Annotated in this window: 14 protein-coding genes and 1 other RNA gene; 5 read left to right on the top strand and 10 right to left on the bottom strand. The window is 43.3% G+C overall.

The annotated features are described in order from the left end of the window. The first annotated feature begins 113 nt into the window (after window positions 1-113). Window positions 114-237, top strand: a non-coding RNA gene (locus Q4492_RS13760) — RtT sRNA. 399 nt (window positions 238-636) lie between these two features. Then, a complete protein-coding gene (locus Q4492_RS13755; protein WP_303419022.1) occupies window positions 637-1,572 on the top strand; it encodes a sensor domain-containing diguanylate cyclase in 936 nt (311 codons plus the stop codon). Window positions 1,573-1,579: 7 nt separating this feature from the next. Here the strand turns inward: Q4492_RS13755 and greB are convergent, their stop codons facing one another. Next, entirely contained in the window at window positions 1,580-2,089 is a 510-nt protein-coding gene (gene greB, locus Q4492_RS13750; protein ID WP_303419019.1) for a transcription elongation factor GreB, read from the bottom strand. A gap of 104 nt (window positions 2,090-2,193) precedes the next feature. On the opposite strand from greB, the gene Q4492_RS13745 reads away from it, so the two are divergent. Beyond that, window positions 2,194-2,622, top strand: coding sequence for a hypothetical protein (locus Q4492_RS13745; RefSeq protein WP_303419016.1), 429 nt, complete (start codon window positions 2,194-2,196; stop codon window positions 2,620-2,622). Window positions 2,623-2,870: 248 nt separating this feature from the next. Then, complete coding sequence (locus Q4492_RS13740) at window positions 2,871-4,379, top strand: GGDEF domain-containing protein (RefSeq protein ID WP_303419013.1); 1,509 nt, start codon at window positions 2,871-2,873, stop codon at window positions 4,377-4,379. Between the two features lie 43 nt (window positions 4,380-4,422). Here the strand turns inward: Q4492_RS13740 and Q4492_RS13735 are convergent, their stop codons facing one another. From Q4492_RS13735 to dapC, 7 genes are all read right to left on the bottom strand, one after another. Then, window positions 4,423-4,806: a hypothetical protein gene (locus Q4492_RS13735; protein WP_303419011.1), complete on the bottom strand. Its 384-nt coding sequence runs from the start codon at window positions 4,804-4,806 to the stop codon at window positions 4,423-4,425. Then, window positions 4,799-5,071: a hypothetical protein gene (locus tag Q4492_RS13730; protein WP_303419008.1), complete on the bottom strand. Its 273-nt coding sequence runs from the start codon at window positions 5,069-5,071 to the stop codon at window positions 4,799-4,801. The genes Q4492_RS13735 and Q4492_RS13730 overlap by 8 nt, the downstream gene beginning before the upstream one ends. Beyond that, on the bottom strand, window positions 5,068-5,898 hold the full coding sequence (locus tag Q4492_RS13725; protein ID WP_303419004.1) for a putative RNA methyltransferase: 831 nt from the start codon (window positions 5,896-5,898) through the stop codon (window positions 5,068-5,070). Before Q4492_RS13725 ends, Q4492_RS13730 begins: the two co-directional genes overlap by 4 nt. 13 nt (window positions 5,899-5,911) lie before the next feature. Beyond that, on the bottom strand, window positions 5,912-7,057 hold the full coding sequence (gene dapE, locus Q4492_RS13720; protein ID WP_303419001.1) for a succinyl-diaminopimelate desuccinylase: 1,146 nt from the start codon (window positions 7,055-7,057) through the stop codon (window positions 5,912-5,914). Window positions 7,058-7,200: 143 nt separating this feature from the next. Next, window positions 7,201-8,232: a 2,3,4,5-tetrahydropyridine-2,6-dicarboxylate N-succinyltransferase gene (gene dapD, locus Q4492_RS13715; protein ID WP_303418998.1), complete on the bottom strand. Its 1,032-nt coding sequence runs from the start codon at window positions 8,230-8,232 to the stop codon at window positions 7,201-7,203. Between the two features lie 46 nt (window positions 8,233-8,278). Continuing rightward, window positions 8,279-8,626, bottom strand: coding sequence for an ArsC family reductase (locus tag Q4492_RS13710; protein WP_303418995.1), 348 nt, complete (start codon window positions 8,624-8,626; stop codon window positions 8,279-8,281). A 14-nt stretch (window positions 8,627-8,640) separates the two neighbouring features. Continuing rightward, window positions 8,641-9,837: a succinyldiaminopimelate transaminase gene (dapC, locus tag Q4492_RS13705; RefSeq protein ID WP_303418992.1), complete on the bottom strand. Its 1,197-nt coding sequence runs from the start codon at window positions 9,835-9,837 to the stop codon at window positions 8,641-8,643. Between the two features lie 349 nt (window positions 9,838-10,186). Here dapC and Q4492_RS13700 point away from each other — a divergent pair, with 349 nt between their 5' ends. Then, window positions 10,187-10,528, top strand: a complete 342-nt coding sequence (locus Q4492_RS13700; protein ID WP_303418990.1) for a PilZ domain-containing protein — start codon at window positions 10,187-10,189, stop codon at window positions 10,526-10,528. Window positions 10,529-10,545: 17 nt separating this feature from the next. On the opposite strand, the gene Q4492_RS13695 is transcribed toward Q4492_RS13700, so the two are convergent. Both Q4492_RS13695 and Q4492_RS13690 read right to left on the bottom strand, forming a co-directional pair. After that, window positions 10,546-13,710, bottom strand: coding sequence for an efflux RND transporter permease subunit (locus tag Q4492_RS13695; protein ID WP_303418987.1), 3,165 nt, complete (start codon window positions 13,708-13,710; stop codon window positions 10,546-10,548). Beyond that, the gene (locus tag Q4492_RS13690; protein WP_303418984.1) at window positions 13,703-14,989 is read right to left on the bottom strand and encodes an efflux RND transporter periplasmic adaptor subunit; all 1,287 of its coding nucleotides are present in this window, start codon (window positions 14,987-14,989) and stop codon (window positions 13,703-13,705) included. The genes Q4492_RS13695 and Q4492_RS13690 overlap by 8 nt, the downstream gene beginning before the upstream one ends. Window positions 14,990-15,181 lie beyond the last annotated feature (192 nt).

Here is a 15,181-nt window from a genome sequence, read left to right as displayed (position 1 = left end):
TCGTTAGCTCAGCTGGTAGAGCAGTTGGCTTTTAACCAATTGGTCACAGGTTCGAATCCTGTACGACCCACCACTTATAAGAATCCAGCCCTGCGCTGGTTTTTTTATGTCTGTAGAAAATGCACGAGTACAGGATGAGAACCGTTAAAGGTTCGATTCGCATGACGCAGTCATAAGAAAACATCGGAGCTTGCGACGATGGCCCGAAGGGCAATAGTAATCCTGTACGACCCACCACTTATAAGAATCCAGCCCTGTGCTGGTTTTTTTATGTCTGTAGAAAATGCACGAGTACAGGATGAGAACCGTTAAAGGTTCGATTCGCATGACGCAGTCATAAGAAAACATCGGAGCTTGCGACGATGGCCCGAAGGGCAATAGTCATCCTGTACGGCCCACTACTAAGTATCTAATTTTGTGCTGGTTTTTATGCTTACGGTAACTGGGTCCCGAGAATGGATTTTCTATAGTGCTTATCGCTTAGTTGCTTTTTTTGGTTTATGTGTCGAGGTTATATTTTTTTAGTCTAATAGAAACCTTGTTAATTGAGCATCTCTTTATATATTTAAAAGTAATAAACTATTTGTTGATTTACGAGTCATATAGTTGTTCTAGTTGTATTTATAAGGAATGGCGATGCTTACCCCTGACCAGTGGGTGTTAGATGAGAGTGAAGGTACAGTCCCTTTAGCTAAGTGGCAAAAAACAATTGATGTTATGGCACGTGTCTTTAACGCGCCTGCAGGCTTTATTGTTCAGTATGCACCAGAAGGGTTCCAAGTCGTGATCTCAAGTGGTCAGGCATCGAACCCTTATGATGCTGGCGTGACAGTTCCTCCGGATACTAATCTTTTCTGTAAAAAAGTTGTCGAGCAGCAGGAGTTGCTTTACGTTCCTGATGCGTCAACTGACCCTTATTGGGACACTAATCCAGAGGTGAGTGACGATGGATTTTGTTCCTACCTTGGCTTGCCTGTTAAATGGCCGACAGGAGAGCCTTTTGGCACCATTTGCGTGATGGATTTTAATGCCACTGATTATCAAAAGGATTATGTTGATCTGGTGGGTGAGTTAAGAGATTTAATTGAGGCTGATCTTAAAATCCTATCGCAGTATCAAATGATTTCCAATCTTGCTATGACCGATGAGCTGACTGGGCTTTATAACCGGAGGGGGTTTTATTCCGTAGCTCAGCAATATATTGCCTTGGCTAAACGCTCAGAATTGTCGCTGGGGCTTCTGTATATGGATATGGATGGTCTTAAGAGGGTTAATGATGTCTATGGGCATCTAGCCGGTGATCAAGCGTTAAGGCGCTTAGGTAAAGCCTTGGAGGAGACGGTAAGGGAGAGTGATATCGCCGCTCGGTTATCGGGTGATGAGTTTGTGATGCTGGTTGCGATACGTAATTTTGAACAGCTGACTCAAATTGCTCAGCGAGTAGCCGACCGAATAACTAAGGACGATATTCGTGTAAGTATTGGCTCGGTATTAATGGATGATAGCGCGCAGCCATTAGAGTATTGGGTTGAGGAGGCTGATCGGCGGATGTATGAAAATAAAAATGCGTAACCGACTTTTAGGGGGTGTATCTAATCCCTACAATTTCGTAATAGACTTCACTTCCATCGGGTTTCTTTAGGCAAATTTCGTCTCCTAGCTGCTTTTTTAAAATAAGACGCGCCAATGGTGAATCTATGGAGATAAAATCAGCTTCGATGCCAATCTCATCCGGTCCTACGATGCGGTGTGTTCGTTCATTTTCATCTTCATCCAGAAGTGTTACCCAAGCCCCAAAAAAAACCGTGTCTTGCTTTGATGGCTCCGGTGCACGATCGACTACGACCATATCTTCGAGGCGTTTTGATAGGTAGCGAACTCGACGGTCAATTTCACGTAACTGCTTTTTCCCATAGATATATTCAGCATTTTCTGACCGATCACCTTGGGCTGCAGCCTCTTTTACCGACTGCGTGATTTCAGGCCGTTTTACTTTCCATAGATATTTCAGCTCCTCATTTAAGCGAGCGTAGCCTTCAGCGGTAATATATTTCGAGCTGCGAGGCTGTGGTGGACGCCACCTTCCCATAAATTATCCTTATTTTTTATGATTTTATAGTAAAGAATTCTAGCCTTTGGTCGATAAAATTGGGACTAGAAATCAGTATTTATTTTTACCTATTAGCGAGCAGTATGCGAACCGAGCAGATTATCAATCGAATTGAGGGCTATACCTCTACTTTGAGCCAAGCGGTTCAGAGTGGTAGTGGTGCGCAATTCTCTATGCTGCTGAGTTTGATTCATTCTAATCAAGCGCTTATTAAACCGGAGTCCATATCTGAAGGCACCGGTGACTTTAAGCTTCCTGAAGTCCAAAGTACCTACCCAGATCCAAACGAATTATATAATGCGCAAGTAACTGAAAGGTTAAATGTTGCCGTGCATGAGGGGCTGGTAGGAGATTTCGCTTACGTTAATGGTTACATCTATAGTCATAGCCATACACCTCGTCAGCAGGCTCAGGCGTCCGATGAGTATGCCAAAGTCGGTTTGATGTCGACAGGGCAGTTACTTATTGGTGAAATTGAAAGCTCTAAACAACAGATTCGAGCTGCCGCCTAAGCTATTAAGTTTCCCCGTTCGTCGTATTTAATGTCTTTTCTGTCCTTTTCTATGAGTTTTTAACTCAGGCTTTTCTATGTTCTGTTTGCAATTCTTGGTGGGAACGGCAAAAGCCTGCTACCTTGTAAAGAATAGGTTTTTGAATAATCGATAAAGTTATCTTGCTTATGTTGCGGGAGTGGCTGACTTTTATCGGTTTAAATAGGATTTTTATATGAATTTCTACATATAAATTAGGCTTAGGTGTAGTGAAAAAACCGAGAACTCTAAAGTTAACTATCTTTGTGATTTTTTGTCTGATCTCTCTTATTGGTGTTAACTGGTGGGGATTCGCTTTAAATAAACACGCATCCCAAGATTGGCTTGAAGCGGCAAAATTGGAAACTTATCAAGCGACTAATACTAGTCTAAGTTGGATGTCTCTTTTTTATTCACAGCTAAGGGGGATGGCAACACTATTTTATGGGTCAGAGCTTATTACTGAAGAGGAGTTTTTTAAAGGTATAGATTTGTTGAAAGGGATCGAGGCTGAATCAATAACGCCTTTGGCTGGGATGGCTTATGTGAGCGTTATTAATAGTGACACCCCATCTATGGAGGTCGCTGTACGTTACAGTACAGACACTGATGGCCTTTTTTCTAAAGATATAAATCTGATGACCTATCCTGCCATTGCGACAGCCGTACAGCAGGTTTTAGCTAAGCCTTCTCAGGTTGTTTTAAGTCCTATCTTCATCACCGATCAGGGGGCTCGATCTGTTGTCCTCGCTTTTAGTATTGAGAACAATAGGGACTCAGGTGTTTTGCTCTCTTTAATTAATTTAAGTGATCTTTTTGCTGATTTAAAGGTGCTCCATGTTTCGAATGGGCTAAGGCTTAGAATTGTGGATGATCGCTCTCAAAATATGGATACTCCGTTCGCTGAGCATTTAATGATAGGTGCTTTAAAAGCGCCGAATAGTGTGGAAACCTTTCATTATCAGATGCGAACAGGGAATGCCGATTGGGGGTTTTACTGGGACGTTGAAGAAGGGTATAAGGGCGGAGTAAATAATATATTAGGTCTTGTTGTACATATAGGCGGTAGTGCTTTGGTGCTGTCGCTATTCTCAATTATTGGCGCTCTGGCGCGGCAAAATAATATAGTCAGTCATCAGGTTCAGGTGCGCACTCGTGAGTTGGCAGAGGCATTGCTCGCACTGGAAAAAAGCAATGGGGAGTTGAGGGAACTTGCGAACAGGGATTCGTTAACTAATGCTTATAATCGGCGTTGCTTTATGGAGATCGCTGAGAGTGCTTGTGCGATGAGCCGGCGTTACAATTTGCCGTTAACCATCATCATGTTGGATGTTGATTATTTTAAACGTGTAAACGATAGTTGTGGCCACGCTTTTGGTGATAGCGTTTTGCTGGAGATTGTGAACGCTTGTAATGGTGAACTGCGAGAAGTCGATAGTTTAGGGCGTATTGGCGGTGAAGAGTTTGCTATCTTGCTTCCTGAAACGAGTATGGATGCCGCTTACCTTGTGGCGGAACGCTTACGTAGGAAGGTCGCAGAGCTTCGTTTTGAGTATAATGGTGAGTTTTTCGGTGTGACTGTTAGTATAGGTAAGGCGCACTTTTATCCTGATCAAGATGATGTTTTAAGTACGCTGCTGAAGCGTGCAGATGATGCGCTGTATGAGGCGAAAAATCGTGGCCGAAATCAGGTTGTAACTTATTCGCATGATACGGATTTGACGCCGTTAGACCGATAAAATAATGCTTAATCTTTGTGCGAAATTGCAGCCAAAACCGGCCTTAGGTTTGCCACTGAATCTTTTCTTCTACGCCGTTTTCAATCTTCCAATATTCATCAGGATCATCACCATCTTCCCAGCTTGAAACGATGCATCGAACTTGTGTGTTTAGTGCGGTGGCCGTTGCGTGAGCGCATTCAAGATCTGTTGCCCAAGGGCTTTTGTCAGACTTTAACCAGAGGCTTGTCCATGCTTTTCCTGCAGCGCGCTCATGAATCATTGTCTCTACATCATTACCGGAGAAGCGCAAGTTGAGCTGGTGAGTTGTTCCTTTGGATGAAATATAATCTATCTTTTCTGCTTGTGATGCTAGCCATTCCTGAATCGTTTCGAACGAACAGTTTTTAATATAGATTTCGATATCAGGGTGTCGTGTACTAGTCATGTTTGTCATCGCTTATAAAACGGATAATGCGTAAAACGCTAAGGCTTATGTAGCCAATCGCTGCCAGTATGATGCCAGCCGATAGGATGATCAAGCCAATGAGTGCAAGAATCTCCTGCGATATGGAGCTTTTTAATACGAATTCTGCCGCTCCTAGAATTAACATGCCTAAAAAGAACACAACAAAACCAATGCCCAGCAGGATTAGATTTTGTTTAGGGTTATCAGCCCGTTTATAGAGCCAATGTTTAAGCTTTTTTTTCATCGCCGTGTGAAGACCCCTAGATTAACATCTAAGGTAAGCGGCAGAGTGTTTAGCTGACAGATTTTATCTTTAGCTTCTGGGGGCAAGCGTTGACTATGAGGGGTCATGGCTAATAGGGCTGTAATTTCTTTGTTGGACTCTAATTGAAAAGGGTAAGTAACTTGTTGCTTGTGGCTGAGATCGAACTGTCCACTCAATGTACTGATGGGATCAAAATGGCTCGTTTTGATCTCTTGGTAGATCAGCTGACGTAGCTCTATTAAGTGCTGTTCCCCTGGCCAAGCAAGTATTAAGGTACTTCCGGGCTTCATTGGTTTAGCAAATGCTTCAGGCATTAAACGGCTAAAAAGCACAAGTTGTAGATCTAAACTCTCTGCAGGCAAAGGAATATCTGCGCCGGATGCTACAAGCCAAGTTATGGCTTTGCTTTTTCCACTTGCGGCTTTCACTGCATGCTTTGAAATATCGAGTGCTGTTATTGATGGGGCTTTATGTGCTTGAAGTAGTGCATCTTGTAGTCGTGTTGTGTAGTAACCTTCGCCGCAGCCCATATCAAGAATCTGAGGATGATCGACACTATCTAGCGCTTCTAAGGCAAGCTTGTTTATCTCATTGGATAAGGACTCATAGAACCCTAGTTCAAGAAATGTTCTACGCGCTTGTACCATCTCAGGATTGTCTCCTGGATCTTTTGAGCGTTTTTTATGGGCTAAAAGGAGATTCCAGTAGCCCTGTTTAGCTGCGTCAAAGCTGTGGTTGTTTTCACAGCGAAGGCTTTTATCCTGCAAAATGAGCAGTGATTTGCAAACAGGGCAAGTGAGTGGCATCTGAACGGGACCTTTAAGATTGAGTTAGCAGATGGGCCATGATGTTTTCATAGAGATCAGACAGTGTGTCTAAGTCTTTACAGCTAACCCGTTCATCAACTTTATGAATGGTTGCGTTAATAGGGCCTAATTCAACCACTTGAGCGCCTGTAGGGGCGATAAAGCGGCCGTCAGAGGTACCACCTGATGTAGATAGCTCTGTTTTAGTGCCTGTAACGGCTGAAATGGCCTGTTGGCAGGCTTCTACTAAGTCCCCTTCGGCGGTTAAGAAAGGATTGCCGGAAAGCACCCAATCTATATCCCATTCTAAATTGTGGCTATCAAGGATGTTACCAACACGTGTTTTTAGTTCATCAGCGGTAACTTCCGTGGAAAAGCGGAAGTTAAACATAATGTCGACATGCCCAGGTACAACATTAGTAACACCTGTACCGCCATTAATGTTTGATATTTGGAAACTAGTTGGTGGGAAAAAGTCATTTCCCTCATCCCATACTTCAGAGGCCAATGCTGCGAGTGCAGGAGCGGCCATGTGAATAGGGTTTTTAACTAAATGGGGATAGGCTACATGACCTTGTACGCCACGAACTTTCAGGGTAGCGCCTAAAGAGCCGCGACGGCCATTTTTAATTGTATCGCCGACATGAGTGGTGCTGGATGGTTCGCCAACGATGCACCATTTTATTTTTTCATTACGCGCTTCTAAATGGTCAATAACGCGAGTAGTACCGTTGATCCAAGGACCTTCTTCATCACTGGTAATCAGTAATGCGATAGAGCCTTGATGATCAGGGTGATGTTCAATAAAGCGTTCAAGTGCAGTCATAAAAGCAGCGATACTGCCTTTCATGTCGGCAGCGCCTCGGCCACAAAGCATACCTTGTTCTATAGTTGCTTCGAATGGCGGAAACTCCCAACGTTCTTCTGGACCTGAAGGTACAACATCAGTGTGGCCAGCAAAACAGAATACTGGGCCGGAATCGCCGCGTCGTGCCCAGAAGTTTTTCACATCTTCAAAAGGTAGACGTTCAATTTTAAACCCTAGCGCTTCTAATCGCTCAATCATCATATCTTGGCAGCCTGCATCCTCCGGTGTTACTGAGCGGCGGTTAATGAGGTCTTTGGCAAGTTCGATTGTTGCTGAAAGTTTCTGGGTCATAATTGTGATCCGTGTAGCCTTTTAAAATTTAGTGCTAGTAATAAGAAGTGCGCCTATGGCGCACTTCTAAATATTACCGCTTAACCACTGTCATCTATCAGTTTAGATTGTTTATACAATCAGTGATTGAATGACCGGGTTTATTAGTTGTGCTTATGCAGCTCTTCGTTCAACTCGATGGCAGATTTGTTGGTTTTAACTTCAATGCGGCCATTTTGAGAGTTACGACGGAACAATAGATCAGGCTTACCTGCTAGTTCAGCAGCTTTCACTGTGCTGACTTCGTTATTTTGGTCATCAAGGATAGTGACTTTAGAGCCTGCTGTGACATAAAGGCCCGCTTCTAAGGTGCAGCGATCGCCCATAGGTAAGCCTAGGCCAGCATTTGCGCCTAGTAGGCAGTTTTCACCCACAGAGATCACAACATTGTTACCGCCAGAAAGTGTACCCATAGTAGAACAGCCGCCGCCAAGATCGGAACCGTTGCCTACTACAACACCTGCAGAGATACGGCCTTCAATCATGCTGACGCCTAGTGTGCCTGCATTGAAGTTCACGAAACCTTCATGCATGACCGTTGTGCCTTCACCTACGTGAGCGCCTAAACGAACACGGATAGCATCGCCAATACGAATACCTGTTGGTACAACGTAATCTGTCATTTTAGGGAATTTATCTACAGAGGTAACACTTAAAATACGACCTTGGGCGCGGGCTGCAAGTTGACGCTTTGGTAGGTCATCTAAAGAGATCGCGCCTTCGTTTGTCCATGCAACGTTCGGTAGTAGACCGAAAATACCGGTTAAATTAATAGCGTGTGGTTGCACTAGACGGTGTGAAAGTAGGGTTAGTTTTAAGTAAGCTTCAGCGGTTGAAGAAGGTGCTTCATCGGTTTCCAGAATACATAAAACCAATGCTTGGCTTGTACCTTCTAAAATCTCGACAACTTCCGCTTGTGCTTCTGCATTCACTGATAAAAAGGCTGCTTCAAGATCTTTAAGTTGAGATTCTTTAATTTCAATTGCAGCATTACCACCTTGATAGCCTATTTTTTCTGCAACTGCATTTACGATGGCATCATCAGCGTTAAGTAGGGGTGCGTTGTAATAAACTTCTAGTAGTTCGCCCGCTGAGGATTTTGTTCCTACACCTAAGCCGAATGCAAAATTAGCCATGTTGATCTCCGATTCTTAAAATTTTTAAATTCGTTATTTCTGTGACTTATATGTCAAACAGAGCGGAATATTCTGTATCTTTAAAACCTACCAAGCGAACGCTTCCTGTATCAATTAACGGTCGTTTTATCATGGCAGGGTATTCAAGCATCAAGCTAATAGCTGATGCTTCATTAATCGTGTTTTTTATCTCTTCAGGTTGTTGGCGCCATGTAGTGCCACGCTTATTAAGTAAAGTTTCCCAACCTAATTCTGATACCCAGTTTTTTAATTGGGTTTCGTCTAAACCATCTTTTCGGTAATCATGGAAGCGGTACTCTATCTGGTTGGCTTCTAGCCATTTACGCGCTTTTTTGATCGTGTCGCAGTTAGGTATGCCGTACATCGTAATCATCAATTGCCTACCTTTTATAGTGCTTCAATATAGCTACGAATACGTTGTGCTGCTTCGACGCATTCATCCATTGTTGCAACTAAGGCCATACGTACATAGCCTGCGCCGGGTACTATGTTGTCAGTTGTTCTAGATAGATAGCTGCCAGGTAGTACAGTAACGTTTTGTGATGCAAATAGGCCTTGTGCAAATTTATCATCGGCAATCGGTGTTTTTGCCCATAAGTAGAAGCTGGCTTCTGGTTTTTTTACATCCATTACTGGTTCTAAGATTTTTATAACGGCGTCGAATTTGTGTCGATACTGATCTCGGTTATCTAAAACGTGATCTTCATCGGACCATGCTTCTATAGATGCCAGTTGATGCTGAATCGGCATAGATGAACCATGATAAGTACGATAGGAGAGGAAAGGGGTTATTAATGCTGTATCTCCAGCAATAAAGCCAGATCTCAATCCTGGTAAGTTTGAGCGTTTAGATAGGCTGTGCATAACTACACAATTTTTGTAATCGTCACGACCTAGCTCGGCGCACGCCTGAAGAAGCCCTACAGGTGCTTGCTCTTCATTTAGATATATCTCTGAATAGCACTCATCAGAGGCAATAATAAAGTCATACTGGTCTGAAAGTTTGATCAGCTTTTTCAGGGTTTCTAAGTCGGTGACTGCACCCGTTGGGTTACTTGGGGAGCAGATAAATAGTAATTGGCAGCGCTGCCATACGTCGTCAGGTATTGCATCGTAATCTGGAATAAAGCCATTTTCTTCTAGGCAATTCAGATAATAAGGCTTCGCACCCGCGAGGTATGCTGAACCTTCATAGATTTGGTAGAAGGGATTAGGTGATAAAACTAATGCTTCAGGTGAACGATCTACAGCGCATTGAGTAAATGCAAAAATCGCTTCACGGGTTCCATTTACGGGTAAGACATTGTCTTCTGCGTTCAGACTACCTTCCGTAAGCTTGAAACGACGGGTGCACCAATCGGCAATGGCTTGGCGCAGTTCAGGCAAACCTTTGGTGGTTGGGTAGTTTGCTAGTTTTTCCATATTATTAATTAAACACTCTTGCACAAACGGTGGTGAAGGGTGTTTAGGCTCACCAATAGACAACGCAATATGATCTAAATCAGCCGGTGGAGTCACTTCTGCCTTTAGTGCAGTGAGTTTTTCGAAAGGATAAGGCTGTAGCAGGCTAAGGTCGCGATTCATACTGATCCTTGAGTTCCTATGTGGGCGATAGATGAAAATGGAAATACAGAAAATAGGGGCGAAATTATACCTTAACTATCCCGAATCTGCGAATAGACGACGTTATATTAGTTTAACTAAATGCCGCGTATTGAGCGCTATTTTTTGAAAAGGTTTCTATGTTCTCTGCCCTTTATAGGGAGCACTGATTTTAACTTTGATTTATAAGATCTTTTGCCTAACTTATAAAAAACACTATGCTGCAATATGAAGATAAATATAGGTTGGTTTTTGTTACTGAATGGTGATGTTTTATGTGTAACTTAGGTCAGTATATTTTTTCGACTTTTATAAAGGCATTGTTATGTATGTGGATAGACGAACTTATCCTCGAATAGATACGGATCTGCCAGCTGAAGTGCAGATGTTTGCTGGATCTAGTATTGACGTTAGGTTGATAAATCTTAGTTTGGGAGGGATGTTAGTTGAAGGCGGTAAGGAGGTAGAGTTACTGCGGCCACTGGTTGATGGTGCTCCTTTGGAGTTATCCCTGCATTTTGGCCTGAATCAGTACCCTTTACACTGTCATTGTCGAGTGGTTTATCAGCGTCGACAATCCCAAGGCTGTATACAGTTGGGATTGTCCTTGTTGAGTATCGATGATAGAGCCTTAGCGTTACTTCAACAGTATATTTCTGAACAGTTAACTTAATGGATATATAACCAGATTTATCCTCCTAGCTCTGGCTTATCTGCTGTGACCTGTGTGTTGTGATCTTTCATATTTAATCTGCCACGTGTTGATTCAATAATGGTTAGGGTTGCAGGGACAAATAACAGGATCAGCGCAGTACCGTAAGCTAAGCCGAAGACAATGGACACCGCCATAGGAATTAGAAACTGCGCTTGTAGCGAGGTTTCAAATAAGATGGGAGTGAGTCCAGCTATAGTGGTGAGTGATGTTAATAGTACGGCCCGTAAACGTTGACAAGCTGCTTCAACCAACGCCTCTTTGATGGCGACCCCTTTTTTGCGCAAGCCCTGATAAAAAGTGACTAATACGATGGAGTCGTTGATCACAATACCGGAGAGACCAAAAAAGCCAAATAGGGACAGGATTGTCATACTCATCCCCATAAAAGCATGACCAAGAATAGCGCCAGTCAGGCCTAGAGGGATAGCAAGCATTACAGAAATAGGCCAACTGTATGAGGAGAACACCCAAGCTAAGATTATGAAAATTAATGTTAAAGCTAGCATTAAACCTAGTTTCATATCATCTAAGGTTTCTCGCTGGCTTTTGTTTTTACCTTCGAAGCTTGCAGAAACACCGTACTGAGCAAGTATCTGATCAAGTTTGTTGGATTTTAGATCGGTGATGATCTCATCCGCATTAGCAATGGCTTCATCTAAATCCGCTGTTACTTTAATGGATAGTTGGCCATCGACACGGGTTAAGGTATCTAAGCCTTGTTTGGCTCGGAAGCTTACAACATTACTCAGTGGTGTCGTGCCTCCATCCGGTAGTACAACGGGGAGTTGTTCAATAATACTAAGGCGATCTCTTTCCTCTTCTGGTAGCTGAATGCGTACTTCTATTTCGTCTTGGCCTTGATAGAAGTTTTGCACTTCTAAACCATCAAATGCTGCACGTAGTTGGCGGCCTACCGCATCTAAGGTCAACCCTGCGGTTTTACCGGCGGGGGTTAGTTCGTAGATTAGTTGTGATTTGCCATAAGGAAGGTCATCGTCAATATTACTTAAACCTACATAGCTTTTTAACAGTGACTGAAGATCCAAAGAGGCTTGCTTTATATCGTGGATATCATTGCCTGCGAGTTTGACCTCGATCGGCTTTCCTGGAGGCCCACTGGTCGCGACATCAATGGTGAACTTTTCAATACCAGCGGGGACTATAATCCGCTTTCGCCATTCACGGTTAAACTCAGTGGTACTGATTGTTCGATCGTCGCCGGGCTGTAATTCGACTAATAATGAGCCAAATTCGTCGCCACTATTACCTGATTGTGACGTGCGCGAGAATGAGGCGCTACGTAAGCGCTGAAAAGCAACTTTGATATTGTCACCACCAAGTTCTTTGTCTGTTTCTTGCAAGGTGATATCCAAATGGCGGACAAATTTATCTACCGTTGCTGAGTCTGTTCCTGCGCTGAACTGCACGTTGGCTGTCATTGTGTCGCGTTCAACCGCAGGGAAAAAAGTGAATTTGACCTTACCACCAAGAATCAGTGCTATGGCTAAAATAAACATTCCTAGTGCGGTTGCTATGGTTGTCCAGCGGAACTCTACCGCTTTAGTAACGAGTCTCCTAAAAGGTCCATCTTTAAATTTGTTAAAACCGTTGTCTAGTCGAACGCGTAGTTTGGATGGATGTAAATCTTTTATGTTCTTAATACTGTGGTGAAGATGGCCAGGTAGAATGAGAAAGCATTCAACTAATGAGGCTAAAATAACGCAGATGACTACGGTGGGTATATCTATAAGGATGTTCCCAATAGTCCCACCAATCATTAGTAAAGGTAAAAAGGCGGCTATAGTGGTCAATGATGAGGCCATTACAGGGGCGAGCATGCGATGTGCTCCACCAATGGCGGCGTTTAATCCACTTTCTCCCATTTGGACATGAGTCAAGGTGTCCTCACCTACAACAATAGCATCATCAACGATAATACCTAACGCCATAATCAACCCAAATAGGCTGATCATATTAATGCTCCCACCAATGGCATAAAGTACCGCTAAGGTAGCCATAAATGAAACCGGAATACCAATAGTGACCCAAAAGGCGACACGGGCATTGAGGAATAGGAAAAGGATGCAAATAACTAAGATTAAACCGCTAATACCGTTTTTTAAGAGAAGGTTGATACGTTGTTTGACCGGTTGCCACTGTTCATCATAGGCGATCATTTGTATATCAGCGGGTAGTGTAGGGCGCGTTTTTTCTAACCAATTATTGAGGATTTCTGCAGATTTAAGGGTGTCTTGGGTTTCTGTGCGGCGAAGCTGTAACATCGCTGCAGGTTCGCCTTGATATTGCAGTAGTACTTGACTGTCTTTGGCTTTTAACGAGATCTCGGCAATATCGCCTAGACGGATTAAACGTCCGTCTTTATCAGTAATAATGGGAAGCTGTCGAAAACCCTCTACATCGCGTTGTTGATTTAAACTGCGTATTTGCCGTGAACCATCGCCTTTCGCTGCGGTGCCTGCCGGCAGATCTAAACTTCTTAATTTTATGCTCTCAGCGACTTGCCCCATGGTCATATCCAGCTCATGTAATTGAGCTGCCGGAAACTCGATGCTGATCTGTTGGTCAGGTAGGCCGATAAAATCTATCTTGTTAATACCTAGTGCTAAAAGCTCCTGTTCAAAGCGGTGTGCAAAGGTTCGTAACTCCTCTAATGTGCCTTTTTTACTGCTAAGAATTAAGCTAGCAATTTGCTCGTAGCGAATAACACGCTGAACTAAAGGCTCCTCAATATCACTAGGTAATTCATTACGAACACTATCTATTTTCTGTTTGACTTCATCTAACAGAAAATCAACGTCGGTGTCTTCATCAACCTCGATACGAATAGATGCGGAGCTTTGTTGAGCCGTGGAATAGAGGGTATCTATGCCAGTAAGAGATTTAAGTTCCTCTTCGATGGGTAAAATAATAGAGCTGGCAATATCCTCAGCAGCGGCACCACTCCAGATGACTTGTACTGTTATTACATCTAGCTCAAAGGTAGGAAAGAACTGAGTATTAAGCTTTTTTATGCCCCAAGCGCCCGCCAATATCATTAGCAGCATAAATAAGTTGGCAGCTACTCTATGGGTTGCGAAAGAGGCGGTTATATTTTGCAGCGAACCTTCATACTTACTCATCTTTTAGCCCCTCAGTTTCAGGGGAGGCAAACTCTTTAACGCGTAAACCGGTAATCGCATTGGGTAGCTGTGTTGTTACTATAGAATCCCCTGGGTGAAGGTCAGGACTGGTAATTAGAACCATGGGATTGTTGTCTGTGTCAGTACTATCCCCAATACGTTCGACTTGAACCGATACTAAACGCTCGTCCACGACCTTATATACCTTATTTAAACCATAGAGCGCGGTAGGGGGAACGGGAATGACTTCAGTAGTTGCAGGAAGTGTGACATTAATAGCCAAAGAGCGACCTAACTCCGGTTGATAATCCTGTTTTTTTATACTAAAAAAAACGTCAACCCCTGCACGTCCACTATTAACTGTCGCGGCAATACGTTCTAGATTTAGCTCAATGGTGCGATTGTCGATCGTGCCGATGGCAGCAATCTCTTGTAATGAGTTTTTATTTCTCAATAAAGGAAGAATACGGTTAGGAATTTGTGCACGGACCTCTAAGCGATCTAAGCTATAAAGCTCAACAATAGGGTCCCCTTCACGAACGCGATCCCCCGGGGATACACTTAAACTGGCTACTCGGCCACTAAAAGGCGCGTGGATTTTGGTGCGCGAAAGGTCTAGTTTAGCTGCGTCTAAAAGACTCGTTGTACGCATGAGTTGGGATTCTAATTGACGTAAACGATTTGGATGGTCCGCTATTGATTGTTCCCGTTGAGCAATAGATAAAGCTTGCTGTTGATAATCACGACGGGCTGAATCCAGTAGTTCTTGGCTTGTTAGTTTGCGTTTGATTAGATTTTCATACCGTTGAACGGTTTTGAGGCGTAGTTGCTGTAAGTTCTTTTCTATTTTCAGAGATTTAAGATCGGCGTTGTGACGTACCTTTTCAGTCTCAATCTGAGCGATAGTATTATCAACATCAGCTTGTCGCTGTTGTACTAGTAATTGTGCATCACTATCGTCAAGTTGGACCAGAGGTTCATTTGGGTTAATAGCACGTCCTTCATCGGTATAAACGTCTTTGACAAATGCAGTGACTGCTGCGGTTATTTTACTGACACGTGGGGATTCTACTTTGCCATAAAGTGTAAGTACGGGTTTATGGAGCCCAAACGCTGCGGGCACTGTACTTATGCTCCATATCTTTTCCGTCGTAGGGCGGGAGGGTGCTTGAGGCTTGGTCATCATCAGGAAAGCGAACACGGCAATGGCGGCCCCAATAATAAGTAGAGGTAGAATCCATTTTAAGTGGGTGTTTTGTTTTACTTTCACTTCGGTCATGTCATTTCCGTATTCAGGCAGTAAGCATGTTTATTATGTGAACGGGCTAATATTAGCCGAACCCTATATTAATGATCATTTATCGTTTCGTATATCTACAATCTTTGAAACCATGTACTTAGTATCGATGTTTATGGAATAGTTAGTAAGACCACCGAATATTGTGATTGTTCACGTTGCCGCTTTAGATTG

Origin of the sequence: Neptuniibacter sp. 1_MG-2023 (genome assembly GCF_030547185.1) — a bacterium.
Lineage (GTDB): Bacteria > Pseudomonadota > Gammaproteobacteria > Pseudomonadales > Balneatricaceae > Neptuniibacter.
Note: the sequence above shows the minus strand (reverse complement) of the source record. Positions and strands in the feature narration are given on the sequence as shown.

Bases quoted from the DNA above. Each gene is read 5' to 3' on its own strand.
- Q4492_RS13695 (WP_303418987.1), bottom strand. From the start codon at position 13,710: ATGAGTAAGTATGAAGGTTCGCTGCAAAATATAACCGCCTCTTTCGCA.
- Q4492_RS13730 (WP_303419008.1), bottom strand. From the start codon at position 5,071: ATGAAAAAAAAGCTTAAACATTGGCTCTATAAACGGGCTGATAACCCT.
- dapD (WP_303418998.1), bottom strand. From the start codon at position 8,232: ATGGCTAATTTTGCATTCGGCTTAGGTGTAGGAACAAAATCCTCAGCG.
- dapC (WP_303418992.1), bottom strand. From the start codon at position 9,837: ATGAATCGCGACCTTAGCCTGCTACAGCCTTATCCTTTCGAAAAACTC.
- Q4492_RS13690 (WP_303418984.1), bottom strand. From the start codon at position 14,989: ATGACCGAAGTGAAAGTAAAACAAAACACCCACTTAAAATGGATTCTA.
- Q4492_RS13745 (WP_303419016.1), top strand. From the start codon at position 2,194: ATGCGAACCGAGCAGATTATCAATCGAATTGAGGGCTATACCTCTACT.
- dapE (WP_303419001.1), bottom strand. From the start codon at position 7,057: ATGACCCAGAAACTTTCAGCAACAATCGAACTTGCCAAAGACCTCATT.
- Q4492_RS13725 (WP_303419004.1), bottom strand. From the start codon at position 5,898: ATGCCACTCACTTGCCCTGTTTGCAAATCACTGCTCATTTTGCAGGAT.
- Q4492_RS13735 (WP_303419011.1), bottom strand. From the start codon at position 4,806: ATGACTAGTACACGACACCCTGATATCGAAATCTATATTAAAAACTGT.
- Q4492_RS13710 (WP_303418995.1), bottom strand. From the start codon at position 8,626: ATGATTACGATGTACGGCATACCTAACTGCGACACGATCAAAAAAGCG.
- greB (WP_303419019.1), bottom strand. From the start codon at position 2,089: ATGGGAAGGTGGCGTCCACCACAGCCTCGCAGCTCGAAATATATTACC.
- Q4492_RS13755 (WP_303419022.1), top strand. From the start codon at position 637: ATGCTTACCCCTGACCAGTGGGTGTTAGATGAGAGTGAAGGTACAGTC.